At 68.8% G+C, this 20,334-nt stretch carries 20 protein-coding genes and 5 tRNA genes; 16 read left to right on the top strand and 9 right to left on the bottom strand.

What is annotated here, in order from left to right:
* Nucleotides 1-12: 12 nt before the first annotated feature.
* The 3 genes from OIE12_RS23770 to OIE12_RS23780 form a co-directional block, all read right to left on the bottom strand.
* On the bottom strand, nt 13-921 hold the full coding sequence (locus OIE12_RS23770) for a DUF3800 domain-containing protein (protein WP_329138535.1): 909 nt from the start codon (nt 919-921) through the stop codon (nt 13-15).
* 163 nt (nt 922-1,084) lie between these two features.
* Nucleotides 1,085-1,288 carry a DUF397 domain-containing protein gene (locus tag OIE12_RS23775; RefSeq protein WP_329138537.1) on the bottom strand — a complete coding sequence of 68 codons (204 nt, stop codon included), beginning with the start codon at nt 1,286-1,288 and terminating at the stop codon, nt 1,085-1,087.
* On the bottom strand, nt 1,285-2,130 hold the full coding sequence (locus OIE12_RS23780; RefSeq protein WP_329138539.1) for a helix-turn-helix domain-containing protein: 846 nt from the start codon (nt 2,128-2,130) through the stop codon (nt 1,285-1,287). Before OIE12_RS23780 ends, OIE12_RS23775 begins: the two co-directional genes overlap by 4 nt.
* 125 nt (nt 2,131-2,255) lie before the next feature.
* On the opposite strand from OIE12_RS23780, the gene OIE12_RS23785 reads away from it, so the two are divergent.
* The 4 genes from OIE12_RS23785 (at nt 2,256) to OIE12_RS23800 (ending at nt 9,375) form a co-directional block, all read left to right on the top strand.
* Nucleotides 2,256-2,720 carry an ATP-binding protein gene (locus OIE12_RS23785; RefSeq protein WP_443053893.1) on the top strand — a complete coding sequence of 155 codons (465 nt, stop codon included), beginning with the start codon at nt 2,256-2,258 and terminating at the stop codon, nt 2,718-2,720.
* A gap of 72 nt (nt 2,721-2,792) precedes the next feature.
* Nucleotides 2,793-4,313 (top strand): type I restriction-modification system subunit M, encoded by a 1,521-nt coding sequence (locus OIE12_RS23790; protein ID WP_329138543.1) that lies wholly within the window; start codon nt 2,793-2,795, stop codon nt 4,311-4,313.
* Nucleotides 4,310-5,527, top strand: a complete 1,218-nt coding sequence (locus OIE12_RS23795) for a restriction endonuclease subunit S (protein WP_329138545.1) — start codon at nt 4,310-4,312, stop codon at nt 5,525-5,527. Before OIE12_RS23790 ends, OIE12_RS23795 begins: the two co-directional genes overlap by 4 nt.
* A gap of 203 nt (nt 5,528-5,730) precedes the next feature.
* Nucleotides 5,731-9,375: a DEAD/DEAH box helicase family protein gene (locus OIE12_RS23800; RefSeq protein WP_329138547.1), complete on the top strand. Its 3,645-nt coding sequence runs from the start codon at nt 5,731-5,733 to the stop codon at nt 9,373-9,375.
* 147 nt (nt 9,376-9,522) lie between these two features.
* Here OIE12_RS23800 and OIE12_RS23805 read toward each other — a convergent pair whose 3' ends face one another.
* Nucleotides 9,523-9,729 carry a hypothetical protein gene (locus OIE12_RS23805; RefSeq protein WP_329138549.1) on the bottom strand — a complete coding sequence of 69 codons (207 nt, stop codon included), beginning with the start codon at nt 9,727-9,729 and terminating at the stop codon, nt 9,523-9,525.
* Nucleotides 9,730-9,778: 49 nt separating this feature from the next.
* Nucleotides 9,779-10,942 carry an FAD-dependent oxidoreductase gene (locus OIE12_RS23810; protein WP_329138551.1) on the bottom strand — a complete coding sequence of 388 codons (1,164 nt, stop codon included), beginning with the start codon at nt 10,940-10,942 and terminating at the stop codon, nt 9,779-9,781.
* Nucleotides 10,943-11,034: 92 nt separating this feature from the next.
* Between OIE12_RS23810 and OIE12_RS23815 the strand changes: the two genes are divergently transcribed.
* From OIE12_RS23815 to OIE12_RS23845, 7 genes are all read left to right on the top strand, one after another.
* Nucleotides 11,035-11,673, top strand: a complete 639-nt coding sequence (locus OIE12_RS23815) for a TetR/AcrR family transcriptional regulator (protein WP_329138553.1) — start codon at nt 11,035-11,037, stop codon at nt 11,671-11,673.
* 272 nt (nt 11,674-11,945) lie between these two features.
* On the top strand, nt 11,946-12,614 hold the full coding sequence (locus OIE12_RS23820; protein WP_329138555.1) for a DUF4241 domain-containing protein: 669 nt from the start codon (nt 11,946-11,948) through the stop codon (nt 12,612-12,614).
* 136 nt (nt 12,615-12,750) lie between these two features.
* Nucleotides 12,751-12,822 (top strand) — tRNA-Gln (locus tag OIE12_RS23825).
* A 43-nt stretch (nt 12,823-12,865) separates the two neighbouring features.
* A tRNA-Glu gene (locus OIE12_RS23830) sits at nt 12,866-12,938 on the top strand.
* 62 nt (nt 12,939-13,000) lie between these two features.
* Nucleotides 13,001-13,073, top strand: a tRNA-Glu gene (locus OIE12_RS23835).
* 20 nt (nt 13,074-13,093) lie between these two features.
* Nucleotides 13,094-13,165: transfer RNA gene (locus tag OIE12_RS23840), tRNA-Gln, on the top strand.
* Nucleotides 13,166-13,208: 43 nt separating this feature from the next.
* Nucleotides 13,209-13,281 (top strand) — tRNA-Glu (locus tag OIE12_RS23845).
* Between the two features lie 93 nt (nt 13,282-13,374).
* On the opposite strand, the gene OIE12_RS23850 is transcribed toward OIE12_RS23845, so the two are convergent.
* Entirely contained in the window at nt 13,375-14,019 is a 645-nt protein-coding gene (locus OIE12_RS23850) for a MerR family transcriptional regulator (protein ID WP_329138556.1), read from the bottom strand.
* 92 nt (nt 14,020-14,111) lie between these two features.
* On the opposite strand from OIE12_RS23850, the gene OIE12_RS23855 reads away from it, so the two are divergent.
* On the top strand, nt 14,112-14,612 hold the full coding sequence (locus tag OIE12_RS23855; RefSeq protein WP_329138558.1) for a DUF4188 domain-containing protein: 501 nt from the start codon (nt 14,112-14,114) through the stop codon (nt 14,610-14,612).
* Between the two features lie 79 nt (nt 14,613-14,691).
* Here OIE12_RS23855 and ndgR read toward each other — a convergent pair whose 3' ends face one another.
* On the bottom strand, nt 14,692-15,408 hold the full coding sequence (ndgR, locus tag OIE12_RS23860; RefSeq protein ID WP_006139611.1) for an IclR family transcriptional regulator NdgR: 717 nt from the start codon (nt 15,406-15,408) through the stop codon (nt 14,692-14,694).
* A 216-nt stretch (nt 15,409-15,624) separates the two neighbouring features.
* On the opposite strand from ndgR, the gene leuC reads away from it, so the two are divergent.
* The 4 genes from leuC (at nt 15,625) to OIE12_RS23880 (ending at nt 19,056) form a co-directional block, all read left to right on the top strand.
* A complete protein-coding gene (gene leuC, locus OIE12_RS23865) occupies nt 15,625-17,049 on the top strand; it encodes a 3-isopropylmalate dehydratase large subunit (protein ID WP_329138560.1) in 1,425 nt (474 codons plus the stop codon).
* Nucleotides 17,050-17,055: 6 nt separating this feature from the next.
* A complete protein-coding gene (leuD, locus tag OIE12_RS23870) occupies nt 17,056-17,649 on the top strand; it encodes a 3-isopropylmalate dehydratase small subunit (RefSeq protein WP_329138562.1) in 594 nt (197 codons plus the stop codon).
* A 375-nt stretch (nt 17,650-18,024) separates the two neighbouring features.
* Nucleotides 18,025-18,255 carry a hypothetical protein gene (locus OIE12_RS23875; RefSeq protein WP_329138564.1) on the top strand — a complete coding sequence of 77 codons (231 nt, stop codon included), beginning with the start codon at nt 18,025-18,027 and terminating at the stop codon, nt 18,253-18,255.
* A gap of 138 nt (nt 18,256-18,393) precedes the next feature.
* On the top strand, nt 18,394-19,056 hold the full coding sequence (locus tag OIE12_RS23880; protein ID WP_030382537.1) for an HU family DNA-binding protein: 663 nt from the start codon (nt 18,394-18,396) through the stop codon (nt 19,054-19,056).
* A 283-nt stretch (nt 19,057-19,339) separates the two neighbouring features.
* Here OIE12_RS23880 and OIE12_RS23885 read toward each other — a convergent pair whose 3' ends face one another.
* Complete coding sequence (locus tag OIE12_RS23885) at nt 19,340-19,543, bottom strand: hypothetical protein (protein WP_329138568.1); 204 nt, start codon at nt 19,541-19,543, stop codon at nt 19,340-19,342.
* A gap of 9 nt (nt 19,544-19,552) precedes the next feature.
* Nucleotides 19,553-20,209, bottom strand: coding sequence for a 2-phospho-L-lactate guanylyltransferase (gene cofC / locus OIE12_RS23890; protein WP_329138570.1), 657 nt, complete (start codon nt 20,207-20,209; stop codon nt 19,553-19,555).
* Between the last annotated feature and the right edge of the window lie 125 nt (nt 20,210-20,334).

A 20,334-nucleotide genomic window follows, 5' to 3' on the forward strand; every position in this document is an offset into this window, starting at 1 on the left:
CCCCGCCGCGCGTCAAGGCACAAGCGGTACGCCACCGTCCGCTGCGCCCGGCTGCCCGGGGATGAGCGGGAGCGGGGCCCGCGCCTTCCCGGCGCCGAACATGAGACTGGACGGCTGCTGCGTCCGCCGGTCGGACACGACGATCCCGCCCCGCCACTTGCCCACGGGGTCCTGGTACCGGAATTGCAGCTTCTTGAGCCGCGCGCCGAACTGCTCACGCAACGGCTGGTAGGCGTCGTCGCAGTGGACGTTCCACGTCACGTCGGAGAGGTAGGCGTGACAGGCGATGGGGAAGAGCAGCGACGAGACCAAGAGGTCCGCGACCTGAAGAAGCGTGTGCGTGTCACTGTGACCAAAAACGGGTGACTCGATGACCCCGCGCAGGCTGTCACCGCCTGCCCGGTACTTGCGTGTGGTCACACAGTGCACATTGGGCGCGTTCTTCACCTTCGTGCGGCTGTCGAGCACCATCATGCCGCGCGAGTGCTCATGGGCGAGCTGTGCCTGGAAGGTCTCGTTCAGCGCGGCGACGGAGGCGGGATAGACCCCGGACTCGTCGAAGGCCAGCCCCTCCTCCTTGATCCACACACGGGCGAGGACGCGGGCTTCGTGGCCCTCCAGTATGTCGAGCAGCGAAGCCACCAGATCCATGGCCGCACGTCGCCAGTTGTGGTTGCCGGCGCGGAGGTTCTTGCGGACGTCCGAGCCCTTGATCTCGTGCTGGATCACCTCGGAGAGCTGCTCCGCGTTCTGTAACTGCGGCCGGTAGTGCTTCTTCACGTCGAGAAAAGCCCAGGTCAGGGACTTGACGTGGTTGCGGGGCACGGTGAAGCCACCGACGACGAGCACGGGAGGGGCGTCGGGTCTCGCGGGGTCGAGTGTCTGGCCATTGCCCGCCTCGTCGATGTAGCACAGATGCACCGAACCTCCCCGGAACACGTCTGTGGCCGCCCCCGAAGGGACGGCCACAGGGTCTGCGCAGCCATATGCGCGGTGTTTTGCTTGCTGAGCTCGATCCTGCCAAGACGGCTACGGACGGTCAAGCCAGGTGTCACACACGGTTGACCGGCGGGTCGGGTTTCGGTCAGCCCTGGCGGCGGGCGAGGCCTAGGAAGGCGGACCAGGTGGTGGGGCGTACGGCGAGGATGGCGCGGGTGGGTGTCTTGGAGTCGCGAATGTGGATGGTGGCAGGGGAGGGGGCGATCTCGACGCATTCGCCGCCGGCGCCGCCGCTGTAACTGCTTTTGATCCAGCGGAGGGAACTGATCTCGGACCGCTCGGTGTTCATAGATCTCCTTGCAGCAGCTTCTCGATATGACGCAGGGAATCGGCAGGGGACAGGGCCTGAGCTCGCAGGATTCCATACCTGATGGTCATGCCGCGCACAGGTTCGCGATCCGCGATCACTCGGCCGTTGCCCTGGCTCTCGATGTACGCGACCGGGTCTCCGCCTTGGGGCGTCATGAGAGTGAACGGGCCATCCGCTCCTGAGTGGTCCACGCTCCGGGTCGGCATCACCTGGATCTCCACATTGGGATTCTCCCCTACGAGGCGCAAGTGTTCGAGCTGCCCTCGTAGTACGTGCACGCTACCGAAGGGCCGTTGCAACACCGACTCCTCGATCACGAAGCTCAGAGTGGGCGCGGGTTTACGATCGAGGAGCTTGTGCCGGGCCATCCGCGCCGAAACCATCTGCTCGATCTCCGAGTCGGGCCGACGCGGGCGCCACACGGTGAACATGGTCTTCGCGTACTCCTCCGTCTGTAGAAGCCCCGGGATCGCGAGGGCGGCGTACGCGTGGAACTCGACGGCCTCCTCCTCGATCCGCGCCGCGTCGCGGAAGAAGGCTGGGTACCGGGTGAGCGCCACCGGCCGCTTCATGGCGAGCAGCATTCCCTCGGCATCCAGCAGTTGATCGAGCCGGTCGATGGTGTTGGGGCGTGCGATGCGTCGGCCCTGCTCGATAGCCGCCATCTGAGCCTCGCTGTACCCGAGGAGCTGCGCCAGGGCAGCCTGGGTGTGTCCGGCCCGCTCGCGGAGGATCTTGATCTGCTTGCCGAACGACCGCAGCAGTTCGTCGGCCGGGTCCTCGCTCCGCCGTGTGGCGGTCTGCTCCGGAATCTGCGTCATGGATCTTCCCTCCAGTACCTGGCTCACCACCGACCCCGACAGGGCACCCACCGCAGCCATACAGCGACGCTGTGTGAGGATGTCGTTGCTGGTCAAGGTAAACGCGTCGGCCCACGCTCGTGGCCATGACCACAGAAACGCACTCTTCCGAGGACACCGGTCGATACCTGTTGTCCGTGAGGGAGTTCCGCATGACCTTCACGGCGACACCCCGTGGCGCCCGCTTGGCCCGCAGGCTCGCCTCCCACCGTCTCGACGCCTGGGGCCACCCGTACGAGTCCGACCTGAACACCACGGTGACCCTGATCGTGGCGGAGCTCGCCGCGAACGCCGTGACGCATGGCCGCGTACCTGGCCGTGACTTCAGGCTGGGCCTGTGGCTCGACCCGGCCGCGGGACTCGTACGGGTGGAAGTGACGGACACCCGGGGCGACCGTATGCCGCCGGAGTCGCCCTCACTGCCGTCCGAGCCGGACGCAGAGACGGGCCGCGGCTTGTGTCTGGTCGTGGCGCTGGCGAGCCGCTGGGCGGTGGTGCCGCGCACGGACGGAGGTCCGGGCAAGACGGTACGCGCGGAGGTCTACGTCTGAGGGCACGGTGGGGTTGGGGCAGGAACTGCAAGACGATCTGCTCCGGGCCTCAGGGGTCGTAGGATCCTCCGTGTGATTACGGGCGAACTGAAGAGCAAGGTGGGGCGCGTCTGGGACGCGTTCTGGTCGGGCGGCATCTCCAACCCGCTGGAGGTGATGGAGCAGATCACCTATCTGCTCTTCATCAAGCGGCTGGACGAGATCCAGACCCGCAAGGACCGCAAGGCGACCGCGACGGGCAAGGCCGACCCGGCCCCCTTCTTCTCCAAGGACCAGCAGGATCTGCGCTGGCAGAACTTCAAGGTCAAGGACCCCGAGATCATGTACGGGCTCGTCGCCGACGGCGTCTTCCCGTACCTGCGCCGCATGGGCGGAGACGAATCGACGTACTCCCACCACATGAGGGACGCCCGGTTCACGATCCCGGGCCCCAACCTTCTGGCGAAGGTCGTCGACCTGCTCGACGACATCTCCATGGACAGCAGCGACACCAAGGGCGACATCTACGAGTACCTGCTCGCGAAGATCGCCACGTCCGGCCAGAACGGCCAGTTCCGGACGCCGCGCCACATCATCGACCTGATGGTCGAGATGACCCAGCCGGGGCCCCGCGACGAGATCTGCGACCCGGCGTGCGGCACGGCCGGCTTCCTGGTGCAGGCGGCGTCGTACGTGCAACGGGTGCATCGCGACGAGCTGCTCGACAAGAAGCAGCGAGAGCACTTCAACGAGTCGATGTTCCACGGCTTCGACTTCGACTCCACGATGCTGCGCATCGGCTCGATGAACATGCTGCTGCACGGCATCGAGAGCCCGGACATCCGCTACCGCGACTCGCTCGCGGAAAGCGCGGCCGGCGAGGCCGAGCGCTACTCGCTGATCTTGGCGAACCCCCCCTTCGCAGGGAGCCTGGACTACGAGTCCACGGCGGTGGACCTCCAGCGCATCGTCAAGACGAAGAAGACGGAGCTGCTGTTCCTGGCCCTGTTCCTGCGACTCCTGAAGCCCGGTGGCCGGGCCGCCGTCATCGTCCCCGACGGCGTGCTGTTCGGTTCGACGAAGGCACACAAGGAACTGCGCCGCATCCTGGTGGAGGAACAGCAACTTCAGGGGGTGGTCAAGCTCCCGAGTGGCGTGTTCAAACCGTACGCCGGTGTCTCGACGGCGATCCTTTTCTTCACCAAGACTGAGTCAGGCGGCACGGATCACGTCTGGTTCTACGACGTGCAGGCGGATGGCCTGAGCCTGGACGACAAGCGCAACGCACTGCTCCCGGAGGACCGCCTGGGTGTCCGCCCGCAGGGCGACCCGCTGACGCCGGACGAACTCCTGAAGAACAACCTCCCGGACGTCCTGGCCCGCTGGCAGGAACGGGACGGTGCAGAGCGGGACCGGGCGAGGACCGAGCAGAGCTTCTGCGTACCCAAGGCGGACATCGCGGCCCAGGGCTACGACCTTTCCCTGAACCGCTACAAGGAGATCGTCCACGAGGAGATCGTGACGCGAGCGCCGGCCGAGATCTTGGCGGATCTGGAGCAGTTGAACGAGGAGATCGCCAAGAGCACCGAGGAACTGAAAGGGATGCTGGCGTGAGTAAGTCGAGTAGGCGATTCCTCAAAGATCTCGTTCGTGAGGTCAAGCCGGGCTTCGCATGCGGAGAGACTGACCCGGATGGGATCTTTCAGGTCCGAATGAACAATGTTACCAAGTCTGGTAACATTGATTTGACTAAACAGCGTCGAGTGCCTCGTAGTCATCCTGGCGTCGGAAAGACTGAACTGCTCCCTGGTGATGTGCTATTCAACGCCACCAACAGTCCTGACTTGGTGGGCAAGACGCTATTTTGGTCCGGCCTTGACGAGGGAGCGGTGTACAGTAACCACTTCCAGAGGATTCGTACTGATGAGAAGCAGCTCGACTCCAAATACCTGAGCCGGTGGCTGGCATTCCAGTTTGAACTGGGAATCTTTCGCAGTCTGTGTAAGCAATGGGTAAATCAGGCCACGGTGGCCAGGGATAGCCTGTTGGCCCTCAGGGTTCCCCTGTTGCCCCTCGCGGAGCAGAAGCGCGTCGCAGCCGTCCTCGATCAGGTGGACGCCCTCCGAGCCAAGCGTCGCAAGGCCATCACTCTCCTCGACGAGCTCGCCCAGTCCATCTTCCTCGACATGTTCGGCAATCCTGCTCGCAACCCGCTGGGCTGGCCTGTGGGGAAGGTTGGCGATTTGCTGATCTCTGCGAACTATGGCAGTTCTGTCAAAGCGGACTTGGCGGGTGACGTTCCGGTCCTTCGCATGAACAACGTCACCGCCTCTGGTGACGTTGACATGTGTGATTTGAAGTACTTGCCAAAAGAACAGGTGCCAGAGAAACACCTTGTACGAGCGGGGGATGTGCTGTTCAACAGGACAAACAGTGCTGAGCTGGTAGGTAAGACGGCTATCTATCGATCCGCCGAAGAAGTCGCCTACGCGGGCTACTTGGTACGCCTTCGGGTAAGTGAAGGCCATCACCCAGAATATCTGGCAGCTTTCTTGAACAGTCGGTATGCGAAGCGGGTGCTGCGCTCGATGAGTAAGAGCATCGTCGGCATGGCAAACATCAACGCCAAACAGGTTCAGGCTATGAACATCCTCGTCCCGCCGCTGGCCGAACAGAAGCGATTCGCAGCGGCGATCACGCAGATCGAGGCAGCCAAGAAACCTCACCGCACCCACCTAGCGACCCTCGACGAACTCTTCACCTCCCTCCAGCACCGTGCCTTCTCCGGCACCCTCTGGGATCATGAGGCCTCCGGCGAAGCCGCGTAAGCCGCTCCCGCCGTACCCGGTGCACCGCACCGACCGCACGACCAGCACCACACGCCACCCCCACGGCCGGGCAGGGGAGCCCGGCCCCCGGGTGGCGTTGCCGTAGGAGACGGACGGAGACGTCGGCCTCGTGCGGGCCCGGGACGCCGAGCCTCGGGCCCGCACGACAGGGCCGCCACAGGGGAGAGGGACACCGCACCGCCATGGGTAGCGACCAGAACGGTCAGGACAAGCAGCGCGGCCAGAGCAGCGACAGCCAGAGCCAGACCGGCCATGACAAACATGCCCGCGATCGTGCCGCCGCCAGTAACGTCGGCCACACTACGGGCGGTAACTTCGCCTTCCTCCGTGCCGAATGGCCCGCCCTCTACGACGAAGCGATCCGCGCCGAGCGGCTGATCCACCACGATCCTCGTGCCGCCTGCTTCTACGCCCGCCGGGCCATCGAGATCACCGCCCGCTGGATGTACGACACGGACAGCAGCCTCAACGAGCCCTACAAAAAAGACCTCGCGGCGATGCTCCACGAGCCGACCTTCAAGCTGCTCGTCGGGCCGGCGGTCAACGCCAAGATGAACCTCATCCGCAGCCACGGGAACAACGCCGTACACAAGGCAGCCCCGGTCTCGAAGACCATCGCCGAGACGAGCGTCAAGGAGTTGTTCCACTCCCTCTACTGGTTCGCCCGGACCTACACCCGCCAGGCTGCCGCGCTGCCGCCCGCCGGGCTGGCGTTCGACACCAGCCTCGTACCGCGCCCCCTCTCCCCCCAGGCCCGAGCGCTGAAGCAGGCCGAGCTCAAGGCCAAGGAGGCCGAGGACGAGGCACGCTTCAAGGAGCAGGCCGAGCAGCTCGCGGCCGAGCGCGCGCAGAACGCGGACCTCGCCCGGCAGCTCGAAGAGCTCAAGGCGCAGGTCGCCGCTGCCAAGGCCGCCAACCAGGCAGTACAGGACACCCACGACTACGACGAGCAGGCCACCCGCGACGCCTTCATCGACCTACTCCTCAAGGAAGCGGGCTGGGACCTCCTCACCCCGGGCAAGGACACCGAGTACCCGATAGCGGCCGGGATGCCCACCAAGACGGGCAAGGGGCGCGTCGACTACGTACTCTGGGGCGACGACGGCAAGCCCCTCGCCGTCGTCGAGGCGAAGAAGACCCAGCGGGACGCCCGCGACGGGCAGCAGCAGGCGAAGCTGTACGCGGACGCGCTGGAGAAGCAGTTCAACCGCCGTCCTTTGATCTTCTACACCAACGGCTATGAGACCTACCTCTGGGACGATGCCGCGTGGGGCGAGGAAAGGGGGAAGAAGAACGGCGAGAAGAAGGGCTACCCGCCCCGCCAGGTGCAGGGCTTCCTCACCAAGGACGAGCTGCACTGGCGCATCCGCCAGCGCGCCGGACGCCTCTCCCTCACGGCTACACCGGTGAACGAGAAGATCGCCGGCCGCCCCTACCAGCTCCGCGCGATCAAGCGGGTGGGCGAGACCTTCGAGCGGGACCGGGGCCGTCAGGCACTGCTCGTCATGGCGACAGGCACCGGCAAGACCCGTACCACCGTCGCCCTCGTGGACCAGCTGACGAAGGCCGGATGGGCGCAGCGGGTGCTGTTCCTCGCCGACCGGCAGGCGTTGGTCACCCAGGCGATGAAGGCGTTCAAGGAGAACCTGCCGAACACCCCTGCGGCCAGCCTCCTCGACGACAAGGCCGCCTCGGCTCGCGTCTACCTCTCCACGTACCAGACGATGATGAAGCAGATCGACGTTACCGACAGCACGGGCCGCCGCCGCTTCGGACCCGGCCACTTCGATCTGATCGTCATCGACGAGGCGCACCGCTCCGTATACGCGAAGTACGGCGAGCTGTTCCGCTACTTCGACTCCCTCCTGCTCGGCCTGACGGCCACGCCCAGGGACGAGATTGACCACAACACGTACAAGCTGTTCGCCATGGAGGACGGGGTCCCCACCGACTCCTACGACCTCCAGGAAGCCGCCGCCGAGGGCTACCTCGTGCTCCCCAAGGCGGTGAAGGTGCCGCTGAAGTTCATGGAACACGGCATTCGGTACGCGGACCTCTCCGAGGAGGAGAAGGCCGAGTGGGACGCCAAGGAGTGGACCGAGGACGGGGACATCCCGGACGCGGTGGACCGCCACGACATGAACAAGTTGCTCTTCAACAAGGACACCGTGGACAAGATGCTGGAGACGCTGATGACGCGCGGCCACCGCGTCGAGGGCGGCGACCGGCTCGGCAAGACGATCGTCTTCGCGAAGAACAACGACCACGCCCGGTACATCGAGGAGCGCTACAACGCCAACTACCCGCAGGGCGGCGGCCACACGGCGCGCGTGATCACGTACAAGGAGACGTACGCCCAGTCCCTCATCGACGACTTCTCCAACCCGAAGAACCCGCCGAACGCGCCCGACATCGCCATCTCCGTCGACATGCTCGACACCGGTATCGACGTGCCGGAGGTGGTGAACCTGGTCTTCGCGAAGCCGGTCTTCTCCAGGACCAAGTTCTGGCAGATGATCGGCCGCGGCACCCGCCTGCGCCCTGCCCTCTACGGCCCCGACACCGACAACCCCGACCACAACAAGCAGAACTTCTACGTCTTCGACTTCTGCGGCAACATCGACTTCTTCAACAGTCAGCTCGACCGTTCGGAGGGGCGCAGGGCTGTCACCCTCACCGAGAAGCTCCTCCAGCGCCAGCTCGACCTGGTCCGGGTCCTGGACAAGCGGCAGCAGCCCGACCCGGCGCGGGACGCCGGCCCCGACGCGATCGACACCGAGGCGGAGATCCGCTGGTCGTTGGCCCACCGGCTGCACCACACCGTCAGCGGCATGAACCTGGACAACTTCCTGGTCCGCCCGCACCGCCGGGAGATCGAGGTGTTCAGCGACTTCGGCCGCTGGCACCGGGTGGACGACGACGCGGACACCGCGCTCCGTGAGCACCTGCTCGGTCTGCCCAGCGAGTACCGCCCGGACGACGAGGAGACGGGCGAGGAGGCCAAGCGGTTCGACCTGATGGCATACGGTCTCCAGCTCGCCGCGCTGGAAGGCGGCAAGGACTTCGCCAAGCTGCGCACGAAGATCCAGGACATCGCGTCCAACCTGCTCACCAAGACCAACATCCCGGCGGTCGGCGAACAGGCCGCGCTGTTGGAAGACGTGGCGGGCGATGAGTGGTGGAACGACGTCACCCTCCCGATGCTGGAGGACATGCGGCGTCGTATGCGCCGACTGGCCCGTCTGACCGACCCCAAGGTCAAGCGGAACGTCGTCTACACCGACTTCGTTGACGAGTTCGGTGACATCACCGAGGCCGAGATCCAGGGGATGCCCCAGGGCACGGACGAGCAGCGCTTCAAGCAGAAGGCCCGTGCCTACCTCCTGCGCCACGAGGACCAGCCGGTGGTGCGCAAACTCCGTCTCAACGAACAGATCACCGAGCTCGACCTCGCGGTCCTGGAGGAGATCTTCCTTGCGGAGGCCATCGCCTCCCCGGAAGACCTCGACGAAGTCCGCTCCTCCGGTGGCCTCGGACTGTTCGTCCGCGGACTGTGCGGACTGGACCGGCAGGCCGCGCAGAAGGCGTTCGAGGCCTTCTGCGCCGGCAAGCAGTTCAGCTCCCGCCAGATCGACTTCCTGGCACTGATCATCGACACGGTGGTCAAGCGCGGGATCCTGGGTCTGGGTGACCTTTACGAGGACTCGTTCGCGGATCTCGCTCCCGGCGGCCCGGACGACTTGTTCACCGTCGACGAACTCGCCGCCCTCAAGGTCATCTTCCAGGAACTGCAACGGACGGCCACGCCCACGATCCTGGCCGCCTAGCCCGGCGTACAAGGGGGTGGCCTGCACCGGACCAGCATCCGGCGCGGGCCACCCCCGCAGCACCACCACTCTTGCCAGACGGCCCGTCCGCGTCGGCCGGGATGCCGTTGCGACGCAAGCGGCCGAGCGCCGTTGCTCGGGCACCGCTCAGGGCGACGAACGTGCCGCGCGCCTCCGTTGCAGCAGCCAGGTGGCCCCCGTCACCGCCCCCGTCACCGACAGGCCCACCTTCAGCGACTCCCTCAGCTCCTCCACCCTGCCGCCGTCGTCCGCGACGGCCACCGACAGCGCCGTCATGACGGTCGTGATCACCAGCCCGACGGCCAGGTTCTTCCGCACGCGCGTCCTCAGCAACTGCTCCTCCTTCTCGACGGGGTGTGGCGCCGCATCCGTTCTCCCGGCCCTACCGTGAGGCGCTCAGCGCGGGCAGGGAGGGCGGCTCGTAGTCGTACAGGTAGCCCTGCGCCCGGTCGAAGAACGGGAGGAGCACGCGCATCTTCGCCAGGTCGATCTGGCGCTTCACGGCACTGGGCCGCTTGGTCTCACGGGCGTTGTGCCCGTGCTTGAGCAGCTTGTCGATGCGCGGGCGGCGTGCCGCGTCGTAGGCCTTGAGCGCCGCCGGGACGCCCGGGGCGCCGCTCAGCGCCGCCGCGAGTTCCAGCGCGTCCTCGATCGACACCGAGGCCCCGTGTCCGACGCCGACGGGGTGGGCGGCGTCGCCGACCAGGACCATGCGCCCGCTGTGCCACGTCCGGACCGTGTCGCAGACGTTCAGGTAGCCGGACGCGACGATCTCCGTCGCGGCTCCGATGACGGCCCGCGGCACCGCCTCCGAAAACAGCTCGGTGATGCGCCGCAGCCATTCGGCGTCGTCGATGCCACGCAGGTCGGGCTTGACCGGATCGCCGATCTGAGCCGCCCACCACTGGGTGTTCTCGTCGATGGTGGTGTGGACGAAGGCGCCGCTGCGCGCGTAGGTGAGGTTCCAGACGCCGGTCTCGAGCCCCTTCATGTGGGCGACGCCGGCGACTCCGTAGAGTCCCGCGTACTCCGCGCGCGGCGCGGACGAGTCGATCAGCCCGCGCACCGTCGACCAGATGCCGTCGGCGCCCACGAGCAACTCCGTGGTCTCGCGCCGGCCGGAGGCGAATTCGGCCACCACACTGTCCGCCGACTCCGTCGCGCCCACCAGGCGTTCGCCGGTGACGATCTTCGCGCCCGCGTCGAGCGCCGCGCGCCGCAGGATCGCGACAAGCTGTCCGCGATGGAGCGCGACGCTGCGCAACGAGTCGGTCTCGCGCCGAAGGCGCGGCGCGTCGCCCAGGAGGTGGCCGCCCGGCGTGTAGAACCGCATCCGCTCGACGGGGTGCCCAGCCGCCTGTACGTCGCGCAGGAGGCCCAGCTTCTCCAGTGCGCGCAGGCCGTTGACCGCCACGCCGAGGTGGGCGCCGACCTGCTCGGGCGGCACGTCGTACGCCTCGTAGACGGTCACTTCGTGGCCGATCCGCCGCAGTGCGAGGGCCATGGCGGGCCCCGCTATCCCTCCACCGATCACGATCGTTCGCATGACGCCTCCCTGAATCATGTTTCACTGAATGCTAATTCGGTGAAAGTGTGTTCCGATACGCTGGCATCTGTCAACAGCCCAGGGAGGACGCCATGCCGCAGGCGAGTGCCGTCAGTCGAAAGGTCCGCGCGGCCCAGACCCGTGCCGCGCTGCTGGACGCGGCGCGGGGGCTGTTCAGCGAGCGCGGCTACCTCAATACGAAGATCACCGACATCACCGCCGCGGCCGGGCGCTCGACCGGTTCGTTCTACGAACACTTCGCCGGCAAGGAAGAGCTGCTCCAGGCGCTGCTCGTCGAGATGGAGGGGGCGATCGACGCGGGCATGAGGGGCCTGGAGCACCCCCGCGACCACGACCTGACCGACCGCGACCAGCTGCGCGACCACGTCGGTGTCGCATGGACGGTGATGCGGCACAACCGCCCGGTCACGCTCGCGCTGTTCCAGGCGATGGTGGCCGACGACCCCGGCACCGGCCGGGCCTGGCGCGACCTGCGCGAGCAGACGGAGACCCTCCGGGAGCACCTGGAGTGGCTGGCCGAGCGCGGACACCGGCTGCCCGGCGACCCCGAGTTCGTCGCGGCGGCGATGGGCGCGATGCTCGTCACCCTCAACCACGCCGTGCTCACGCCGCCTGGCGGCGAGGACGACGAGCGTGTCATCGACACCCTGACGGATCTGCTGCTGTACGGACTGACCGGACCGGGGTCACGGCCGGCGGACGCCTCCTGACGGACCGCGTCGAATCGGTCCCGCGCCGGCCGGGGTGCGAAGCCACGCCGACCCGGCCGGGCCGACCGCGAGGCCGCGCCGACGCGGCCGGAGCAACCGCGAGGCCGCCACCGGCCTCCGCGTCGCCGCACCCGCCGGTCCTGCCCAGGCCACCGGGCCGCGAGCCACCCGGCCGCCAGCCGCGCGGCCGTGAGACTAGTGTTCGGCATTCCACCGTCCCTCGCCCGCCTCGCCCTCGCCGCACGGGCGACGCATTCCGGAAGGGTCCCGTCATGCCGATGACCGCACGCGACTACGCGTGGCTTTTCACCCCCGGCTCCACCTTCACCTACGAGTCCGGGACCGTGGGCACGATCCATGTCGCCGGCGGCGGTGAGCTGTGGCTGCCCACCGGGCAGGTCGTGGCGTGCGATCCGTTCGTCTCCGTGGGACTGGGCGAGGCCGAACCGTTCACCGTGTCCGTCGCGCCCGGCCGCTACCGCGTCGAGGCGGCCGTGGCGACCCTGGCCGAGCCCGACGAGCCCCCGGCCGACGAACCTCACCTGCGCGTCGCCGCCGCCCGCCTGGTCGTGCGCGACGAGCCCGCCGTCCGCTGGGAGCCGGCCCTGTGCCCCGGCCAGGACACCGCCGCGCTCGGCGAGGACGAGTTCTACGGCTACGGCGTGGACGCCGGCGCCGGCTGCTTCTACGACGCGGCCGCCGACGCCTCCTTCGCCGAGGGGGAGGGCGACGAGGGCCCCGTCTGGGACGCCTTCGAGAACAGCGACTGGGCCCCGGGACCGCACCTGGTCACCGCCCCGGACACCGGCCACACACTGGCCGCCTTCTCCTCCGGCTGGGGCGACGGCGCGTACCCCACCTGGATAGGCCGCTCGGCGGCGGGCGAGGTCACCTGCTACCTCACCGACTTCTTCGTCCTCCCCGACCCCGACGAGGGCTGAGCCGTCACAACCCGTTTTGGAGCGCCGTCCACCTTCGGGTAATGTTCTTCCTGCGCCACCGCGGAACGGGCCGAAAGGCACCGGGAACCGGAAGCGCAGAACTAGAACAAGAACCCCACAGGGGCTTGCGTTCCAGTGGCCTATGGTGTAATTGGCAGCACGACTGATTCTGGTTCAGTTAGTCTAGGTTCGAGTCCTGGTAGGCCAGCTCGCAGACGCTTCAGTCTGCACCAGCGGATCTCATCCGCGAAGCCCCCGTTGTGTAGCGGCCTAGCACGCTGCCCTCTCAAGGCAGTAGCGCCGGTTCGAATCCGGTCGGGGGTACAGATCCTTCCCGCGAGGACGGTCAGGGTAGCTCCCCCCGTCCTTGATGCAGGATCGCTAGGGCCCCCGTTGTGTAGCGGCCTAGCACGCCGCCCTCTCAAGGCGGTAGCGCCGGTTCGAATCCGGTCGGGGGTACGAACTGGTCTAAACCACATTGGTCTATGGTGTAATTGGCAGCACGACTGATTCTGGTTCAGTTAGTCTAGGTTCGAGTCCTGGTAGACCAGCTCGGATCTGCGGCGATCAGGAATGATCGCCCGCACGGTCCACGCCCCCGTTGTGTAGCGGCCTAGCACGCCGCCCTCTCAAGGCGGTAGCGCCGGTTCGAATCCGGTCGGGGGTACGCGAGAAGACGAAGGGCCCTCCCCCGGGAGGGCCCTTCGCCGTGTGCGGCACCCGCGCGATGCGCGGCGCGGCGCCGGGGCCGCTCGACCGCTCACACGATGCCGTACCGCCCCGCCGACTCCTCCTCCTGGGCCAGCCGGTGCAGTGCCCGCAGGACCGGCTCGAAGAGCACCGCCGCCGCGACCGCCATCTCGGCCTTCTCCGCCTCCGACTCGTGCGTCTCCAGGAAGTCCAGGTCGCGCGCCGCCACCTGGCGCATCAACCGGGCGTAGGGGACCAGGACTTCGGCGTTCCAGTCGTAGCCGAGCCGGATCAGCGTCGCCACCGTCGTCACCAGCGAGCGGTGGACGGGGGAGAGGTCGCCCAGTTCCCGTACGGAGTCCCAGCGCACCTCCGTCAGCAGCCGCTCCACCTCGTGCCGGGCGGCGGTCACGGCGGGGTCGTCCTCGTCCGGTGCCGGCGGCTGCGGCAGCGCCCACAGGGCCGCGCCCAGCCGCATGGTCCGGCCCAGCGACTCGTCGTCGACGTGTCCGAGGACCTCCTTGGCGGTCGCCACCGGGATCCGGCCCACCTGGATCAGCGCCCGCACCAGCCGCAGTCGGCGCAGATGCTCCTCGTCGTACTCCGCGGTCGTCGCGTTGACCTGCCGGCCCGGCGCCAACAGGCCCTCACGCAGGTAGTACTTGATCGTCGCGGTCGACACCCCGCTCCGCTCGCTCAACTCGGCCAGCCGCATCCCTTGCGCTCCTCCTCGGACAACGGCACTATCCAAGCATGCGGCCATCGGATAGTGCCGCTAGCCAACTGACGACTCCAGGGGGAGAGCTCATGGGAGGCAATGCCGTGACCGCCGGCCGCACCACCGCCGGCGCCGAGGGCGACGTCGTCGTCCTGCTCATCGGGATGCGGATCAACCACTTCTGGGCGGCGCACCACTGGCTGCCGGTGCTGCGCGCCATGCCGCGCATGCTGCGCGAACTCACGCGGGACCCCGGGCGCGGACTGCTCGGGCACGTCCTGCTGACCGCCTCGCCGCGGACGTACTACGTCGTCCAGTACTGGGAGTCCAAGGAGAAGCTCTACGCGTACGCCACCTCGCCCGACATGTTCCACCACCGGGCGTGGGCGCTCCTCAACCGCAAGGAGCGGGAGGGCAAGGTGCGGCAGCACGTGGGGCTGTGGCACGAGACGTACGTGGTGCCCGAGGGGTCCTACGAGTCGATCTACGCGGACATGCCGCCCTTCGGTCTGGCGGCGGCGCACGGCCAACTGCCGCTGGAGAAGCGGGGGCGGAGGGCGAAGGACCGGTTCGCGCACCGGTCCGCCTGAGAGCGGGGGAGAGAGGCGGGGGAGGGTCTGCCGCGGCGTTGGGGCCGGCCCTCCCCGGTGGGACGGGGGCGGGGCGGGGTCAGCCCGAGCGGCGCAGGGCCTCGGAGAGGCGGCCGGCGGCGTCGATGACCGCCTGGGCGTGCATCCGGCCCGGGTGGCGGGAGAGGCGCTCGATGGGGCCGGAGACGGACACGGCGGCCACCACGCGGTTGGACGGGCCCCGCACCGGCGCGGAGACGGAGGCGACGCCCGGCTCGCGCTCGCCGATCGACTGCGCCCAGCCGCGGCGCCGTACACCGGACAGCGCCGTGGCCGTGAAGCGGGCGCCCTGCAGCCCGCGGTGCAGGCGCTCCGGTTCCTCCCAGGCCATGAGGATCTGCGCGGAGGAACCCGCCTTCATCGTCAGCGTCGAGCCGACCGGGACCGTGTCCCGCAGGCCGGACAGCCGCTCCGCCGCGGCGACGCAGATGCGCATGTCGCCCTGGCGGCGGTAGAGCTGGGCGCTCTCGCCCGTCATGTCCCGCAGGTGCGTGAGGACCGGGCCCGCCGTCGCCAGCAGTCTGTCCTCGCCCGCCGCGGCGGCCAGTTCGGCCAGCCGGGGACCGAGAATGAAACGCCCCTGCATGTCCCGTGCCACCATGCGGTGGTGCTCCAGCGCCACGGCCAGCCGGTGGGCCGTGGGTCGTGCCAGTCCGGTGGCCGCGACCAGTCCTGCGAGGGTGGCGGGTCCGGACTCCAGGGCGCTCAGGACAAGGGCTGCCTTGTCCAGGACGCCGACGCCGCTACTGTTGTCCATGCAACGATACTTGCGTCTCACTCTGTGAAACGCAAGTTCAATTTTCCGTGGAACGCGCCACTCTGGAACGCACACAGCACCACACAGCGGGCCCGGTGACCACGGGCCCGACGGCGGACGCTCGGGAGTTCACCGGAACTCGCAGGGGACGGGCGCTCCCCCCAGGATCTCTAGTTGGGCCGGCGGACACAGTCGTCGCCGGCCGGAGGGAAAGCGATGGGTAGGACACTCGCGGAGAAGGTCTGGGACGACCACGTCGTCCGGCGCGCCGAGGGCGAGCCCGACCTCCTCTTCATCGATCTGCACCTGCTGCACGAGGTGACCAGCCCGCAGGCCTTCGACGGGCTGCGCCAGAGCGGTCGCACGGTGCGGCGCCTGGACCTCACCATCGCGACCGAGGACCACAACACCCCCACCCTCGACATCGACAAGCCGATCGCCGACCCCGTCTCCCGCGCCCAGCTGGAGACCCTGCGCAAGAACTGCGCGGAGTTCGGCGTCCGGCTGCACCCGCTGGGCGACGTCGAGCAGGGCGTCGTGCACGTCGTCGGCCCCCAGCTCGGTCTGACCCAGCCCGGCACCACCGTCGTCTGCGGCGACTCGCACACCTCCACGCACGGTGCGTTCGGCGCGCTGGCGTTCGGCATCGGCACCTCCCAGGTCGAGCACGTGCTGGCCACCCAGACGCTGCCGATGGCCCGCCCCAAGACCATGGCGATCACGGTCGACGGCGAACTGCCCGACGGCGTCACCGCCAAGGACCTGATCCTCGCGATCATCGCGAAGATCGGCACCGGCGGCGGCCAGGGCTACATCCTGGAGTACCGCGGCTCCGCCATCGAGAAGCTCTCGATGGAGGCCCGCATGACCATCTGCAACATGTCGATCGAGGCCGGCGCCCGCGCGGGCATGATCGCCCCCGACGAGACCACGTTCGCCTACCTCAAGGGCCGCCCGCACGCCCCCGAGGGCGCCGACTGGGACGCCGCCGTCGCGTACTGGAAGACCCTGCGCACCGACGAGGACGCGGTCTTCGACGCCGAGGTCGTCATCGACGCCGCCGCGCTGTCGCCGTTCGTCACCTGGGGCACCAACCCCGGCCAGGGCGCCCCGCTCTCCTCCGCCGTCCCCGACCCGGCCTCCTACGAGGACGCCTCGGAGCGGCTCGCCGCCGAAAAGGCCCTGGAGTACATGGGGTTGGCGGCCGGACAGCCGCTGCGCGAGATCAAGGTCGACACCGTCTTCGTGGGCTCGTGCACCAACGGCCGCATCGAGGACCTGCGCGCCGCCGCCGAGATCGTCAAGGGCCGCAAAGTCGCCGACGGCGTACGGATGCTGGTCGTTCCCGGCTCCGCGCGGGTCGGCCTCCAGGCCGTCTCCGAGGGCCTGGACGTCGTCTTCAAGGAGGCCGGCGCCGAATGGCGGCACGCGGGCTGTTCCATGTGCCTGGGCATGAACCCCGACCAGCTCGCCCCCGGTGAGCGCTCGGCGTCCACCTCCAACCGGAACTTCGAGGGCCGGCAGGGCAAGGGCGGGCGCACCCACCTGGTCTCCCCGCAGGTCGCCGCCGCCACCGCGGTCACGGGCCACCTCGCGTCCCCCGCCGACCTGTCCGACGCCCCCGTGCCCGCTGGAGTCTGATCAGTCATGGAAGCATTCACCACCCACACCGGCCGGGCCGTCCCGCTGCGCCGCAGCAACGTCGACACCGACCAGATCATCCCCGCCCACTGGCTCAAGAAGGTGACCCGGGACGGGTTCGAGGACGGGCTGTTCGAGGCCTGGCGCAAGGACCCGTCGTTCATCCTCAACCAGCCCGAGCGGCAGGGCGCCACGGTCCTGGTGGCCGGCCCCGACTTCGGCACCGGCTCCTCCCGCGAGCACGCCGTGTGGGCGCTGCAGAACTACGGCTTCAAGGCCGTGATCTCGGCCCGCTTCGCCGACATCTTCCGCGGCAACTCGCTGAAGAACGGCCTGCTCACCGTCGTCCTGGACCAGCAGGTCGTGGACGCGCTGCAGGAGCTCACCGAGAAGGACCCGCAGACGGAGATCACCGTCGACCTCGAGGCCCGCGAGGTGCGCGCCGAGGGCATCACCGCCTCCTTCGAGCTGGACGAGAACGCCCGCTGGCGGCTGCTGAACGGCCTCGACGACATCTCCATCACGCTCCAGAACGAGGCGGACATCGCGACGTACGAGGCCCAGCGGCCCTCGTTCAAGCCGCGCACGCTCCCGGTCTGACCCTCCGGCCCCGCCCGGCCACGCACCGGCGAACGCCCGCCGTCCCCCAGGGACGGCGGGCGTTCGCCGTTTCCGTGCGCCGGGAGGTGGTCCGGTGGCCCCTTCCGGCCGCTCGGCCGGAAGCCACCCGTCGGGTTTCGGCCACCGCGGACGGCCCCGTACCCCCAATCGTGGACGGTCGGGGGTACGGCCGTGTCGGCGCCCGGACCGGGCGGCGCGTCTCCGCGCTCGAAGCCAACTGCCCAGGTTACAAAGGTGTTTGCCTGGGTACGCGACCCCCGACGGGGTGATCGCGGCACCTGCCCGGACGACTGTCCGCAACGGCAGTTGCCCCCTGCGGGGGCGACAACTCGCCCCAGATGGCACAATCTGTGCATGGAACACGACGGCCAACTCGAGCTCTATACGGCGGTCGCGAACCAGCTCAAGGAAGCGCACTCCAGGGTGCGCGCACTGCAAGTCCCGGAGGGCGTACGGATGGCGCTGACCCGGAAGCTGCTGGTCATTACGGCCGCGGCCAAACACGATCTCGCCGGTGCGGCAAGGCGCCTGGAGCGGTTCTCGGCGGACCTCGACGAGGGCCGACTCCCCGGGGCCGACGGCTGAGGGGAGTTCCCGGCAGCCGAGTCCGTTGCGGCACAAGGGTGATTAGCCCGTTTCGTGTTTGATTTGCGGTATATATCTGCCTAACGTGCGAAAAGGCTTGAACAGTTTCGTTCGGGCAATGTCTCCGAAGGGGAAGACGTGAACAAGGCGCAGCTCGTAGAAGCGATTGCGGACAAGATGGGCGGGCGTCAGCAGGCCGCCGACGCGGTCGACGCCGTACTGGACGCCATCGTCCGCGCGGTCGTCGCCGGGGACCGGGTCTCCGTCACCGGCTTCGGTTCCTTCGAGAAGGTGGACCGCCCGGCCCGCTACGCCCGTAACCCGCAGACCGGGGAGCGGGTGCGGGTCAAGAAGACGTCCGTGCCGCGCTTCCGCGCCGGCCAGGGGTTCAAGGACCTGGTGAGCGGGTCCAAGAAGCTGCCCAAGGGCGGCGAGGTCGCGGTCAAGAAGGCGCCCAAGGGCAGCCTTTCGGGCCCGCCGCCCACCATCGCCAAGGCCGCGGGCAAGAAGGCCGCCGCCAAGAAGGCGACGGGCGCGCGCAAGACGGCCGCGGCGGCCACGAAGAAGACGGCCGCCAAGAAGACCACGGCGACGGCGAAGAAGACCGCCGCCAAGAAGACGACCGGCACGGCGAAGACGGCCGCCGCGAAGAAGTCCACGGCGGCGGCGAAGAAGACGGCCACGAAGGCGACGGCCAAGAAGGCGCCCGCGAAGAAGGCCACCGCGAAGAAGGCACCGGCACGCAAGTCGCCGGCGCGCAAGACGACGACGGCGAAGCGGGCGAGCAGTGCGCGGCAGTGAGCCGCGCACAGCCAGCTATTGACACGTGCCGGGCCGGACCCCCTGGGGTCCGGCCCGCGGTGTATGGGCGCCTTGTAGCTCGGGGGTGCGGGTTGTCGGGCGGCTGCGGCTGCGCCGTGGCTGGTCGCGCAGTTCCTCGCGCCCCTGACAGGGGCGCGAGGAACTGCGCAACGGGGCGAAGCCCCGTTGCGGGGTCCAAGGGGCGGAGCCCCTTGAAAGGACGGGAAGGGTAGGGGCGGCGGGGGCGAGAGAAATCCCGGCGAACCCCCCGCCCTCAGAACCCTCAGAACGTCTGCAAGGTGACCAGGGTGATGCGGAGGGCCTCGCCCTCGCCGGCCGTCTCCACGCGCACCCGCTGCCCGGGGCGCAGAAGCCGCAACCCGCCCGCGTCGAACGCCGCCGCGTCGAACGCCACCGGCGTCCCGTCGTCCAGCAGCACCTGCCCACTACGGGTCTCGGAGTCGTACGTGTACGCGGTCGCCTGCATACCCGCAGCCTAATACCCGCACCCCGAGGCCAACGCCCCCAGTGGCAGGGCCCCCACCGCCGCCACCGTCCGCACCCCCACCCCGAGCGCCAGCGCCGCCCGCAGATCCGCCCCCGTATCGACGTCCTGCCGCACGGAATCCACCGCACCCGGCGCGAGTTCCACCGCCCCCGACGCCAGATGCCGCCGCCGGGAATCCACCCCGAACGCCGGCCGCAATTCCCGCCCCGTCCCCGCCGCCAGCAACGTCGTACCGATTCCCGCGGCATCCGCGAGAAAGGACCGCGGGAATTCCCCGGCCGCATCGAGGACCCGCCCCAATTCGGCGGGCCGCAGTGCCGGAAGATCGGCGTTGAGGGCGGCCAGCGCCGCGCCCGGCCGCCGGGCGCGCACGGCCCCCGCCCCGTGCGCCAGCGCCGCGTTCAGTCCGCCCGCCGGCTCGTCGGGGACGAGCACCGCGCCCAGCGCGGACAGCTCCCGCGCGGCGAGCGGGTCGTCCGTGACGACCGCCACATCGCGCACCCGGGGGCAGGCGAGCGCCGCCGCCACCGTGTCCTGCGCGAACGCCAGCGCGAGCCCCGGGCGCACCTCGTCCCCGGCGGTGTCCGTCAGGCGGCTCTTGGCCCGCGCCAGGGCTTTCACCGGAATGACCAACGACCACTGCACGCGCGCTCCGTCCGCCGACCCGTCGCGCCCATTGTCACCCGGACCGCACATCGTCCGCCCACGTCCCACCTGGCGGTTCACACACCGGGGCGTACGGTGTTCTCGACAGACAGGCGGCCCGGGGC

The organism is Streptomyces sp. NBC_00670 (genome assembly GCF_036226765.1).
Classification (GTDB): Bacteria; Actinomycetota; Actinomycetes; order Streptomycetales; family Streptomycetaceae; genus Streptomyces.

What these genes read in the sequence shown, in the direction of transcription:
- ndgR (WP_006139611.1), bottom strand. Translation starts at nt 15,408, where the DNA reads ATGGACAACAGTAGCGGCGTCGGCGTCCTGGACAAGGCAGCCCTTGTC.
- OIE12_RS23800 (WP_329138547.1), top strand. Translation starts at nt 5,731, where the DNA reads ATGGGTAGCGACCAGAACGGTCAGGACAAGCAGCGCGGCCAGAGCAGC.
- OIE12_RS23810 (WP_329138551.1), bottom strand. Translation starts at nt 10,942, where the DNA reads ATGCGAACGATCGTGATCGGTGGAGGGATAGCGGGGCCCGCCATGGCC.
- OIE12_RS23855 (WP_329138558.1), top strand. Translation starts at nt 14,112, where the DNA reads ATGGGAGGCAATGCCGTGACCGCCGGCCGCACCACCGCCGGCGCCGAG.
- OIE12_RS23785 (WP_443053893.1), top strand. Translation starts at nt 2,256, where the DNA reads ATGACCACAGAAACGCACTCTTCCGAGGACACCGGTCGATACCTGTTG.
- leuD (WP_329138562.1), top strand. Translation starts at nt 17,056, where the DNA reads ATGGAAGCATTCACCACCCACACCGGCCGGGCCGTCCCGCTGCGCCGC.
- OIE12_RS23820 (WP_329138555.1), top strand. Translation starts at nt 11,946, where the DNA reads ATGCCGATGACCGCACGCGACTACGCGTGGCTTTTCACCCCCGGCTCC.
- leuC (WP_329138560.1), top strand. Translation starts at nt 15,625, where the DNA reads ATGGGTAGGACACTCGCGGAGAAGGTCTGGGACGACCACGTCGTCCGG.
- OIE12_RS23775 (WP_329138537.1), bottom strand. Translation starts at nt 1,288, where the DNA reads ATGAACACCGAGCGGTCCGAGATCAGTTCCCTCCGCTGGATCAAAAGC.
- OIE12_RS23815 (WP_329138553.1), top strand. Translation starts at nt 11,035, where the DNA reads ATGCCGCAGGCGAGTGCCGTCAGTCGAAAGGTCCGCGCGGCCCAGACC.
- OIE12_RS23780 (WP_329138539.1), bottom strand. Translation starts at nt 2,130, where the DNA reads ATGACGCAGATTCCGGAGCAGACCGCCACACGGCGGAGCGAGGACCCG.
- OIE12_RS23885 (WP_329138568.1), bottom strand. Translation starts at nt 19,543, where the DNA reads ATGCAGGCGACCGCGTACACGTACGACTCCGAGACCCGTAGTGGGCAG.
- OIE12_RS23850 (WP_329138556.1), bottom strand. Translation starts at nt 14,019, where the DNA reads ATGCGGCTGGCCGAGTTGAGCGAGCGGAGCGGGGTGTCGACCGCGACG.
- OIE12_RS23875 (WP_329138564.1), top strand. Translation starts at nt 18,025, where the DNA reads ATGGAACACGACGGCCAACTCGAGCTCTATACGGCGGTCGCGAACCAG.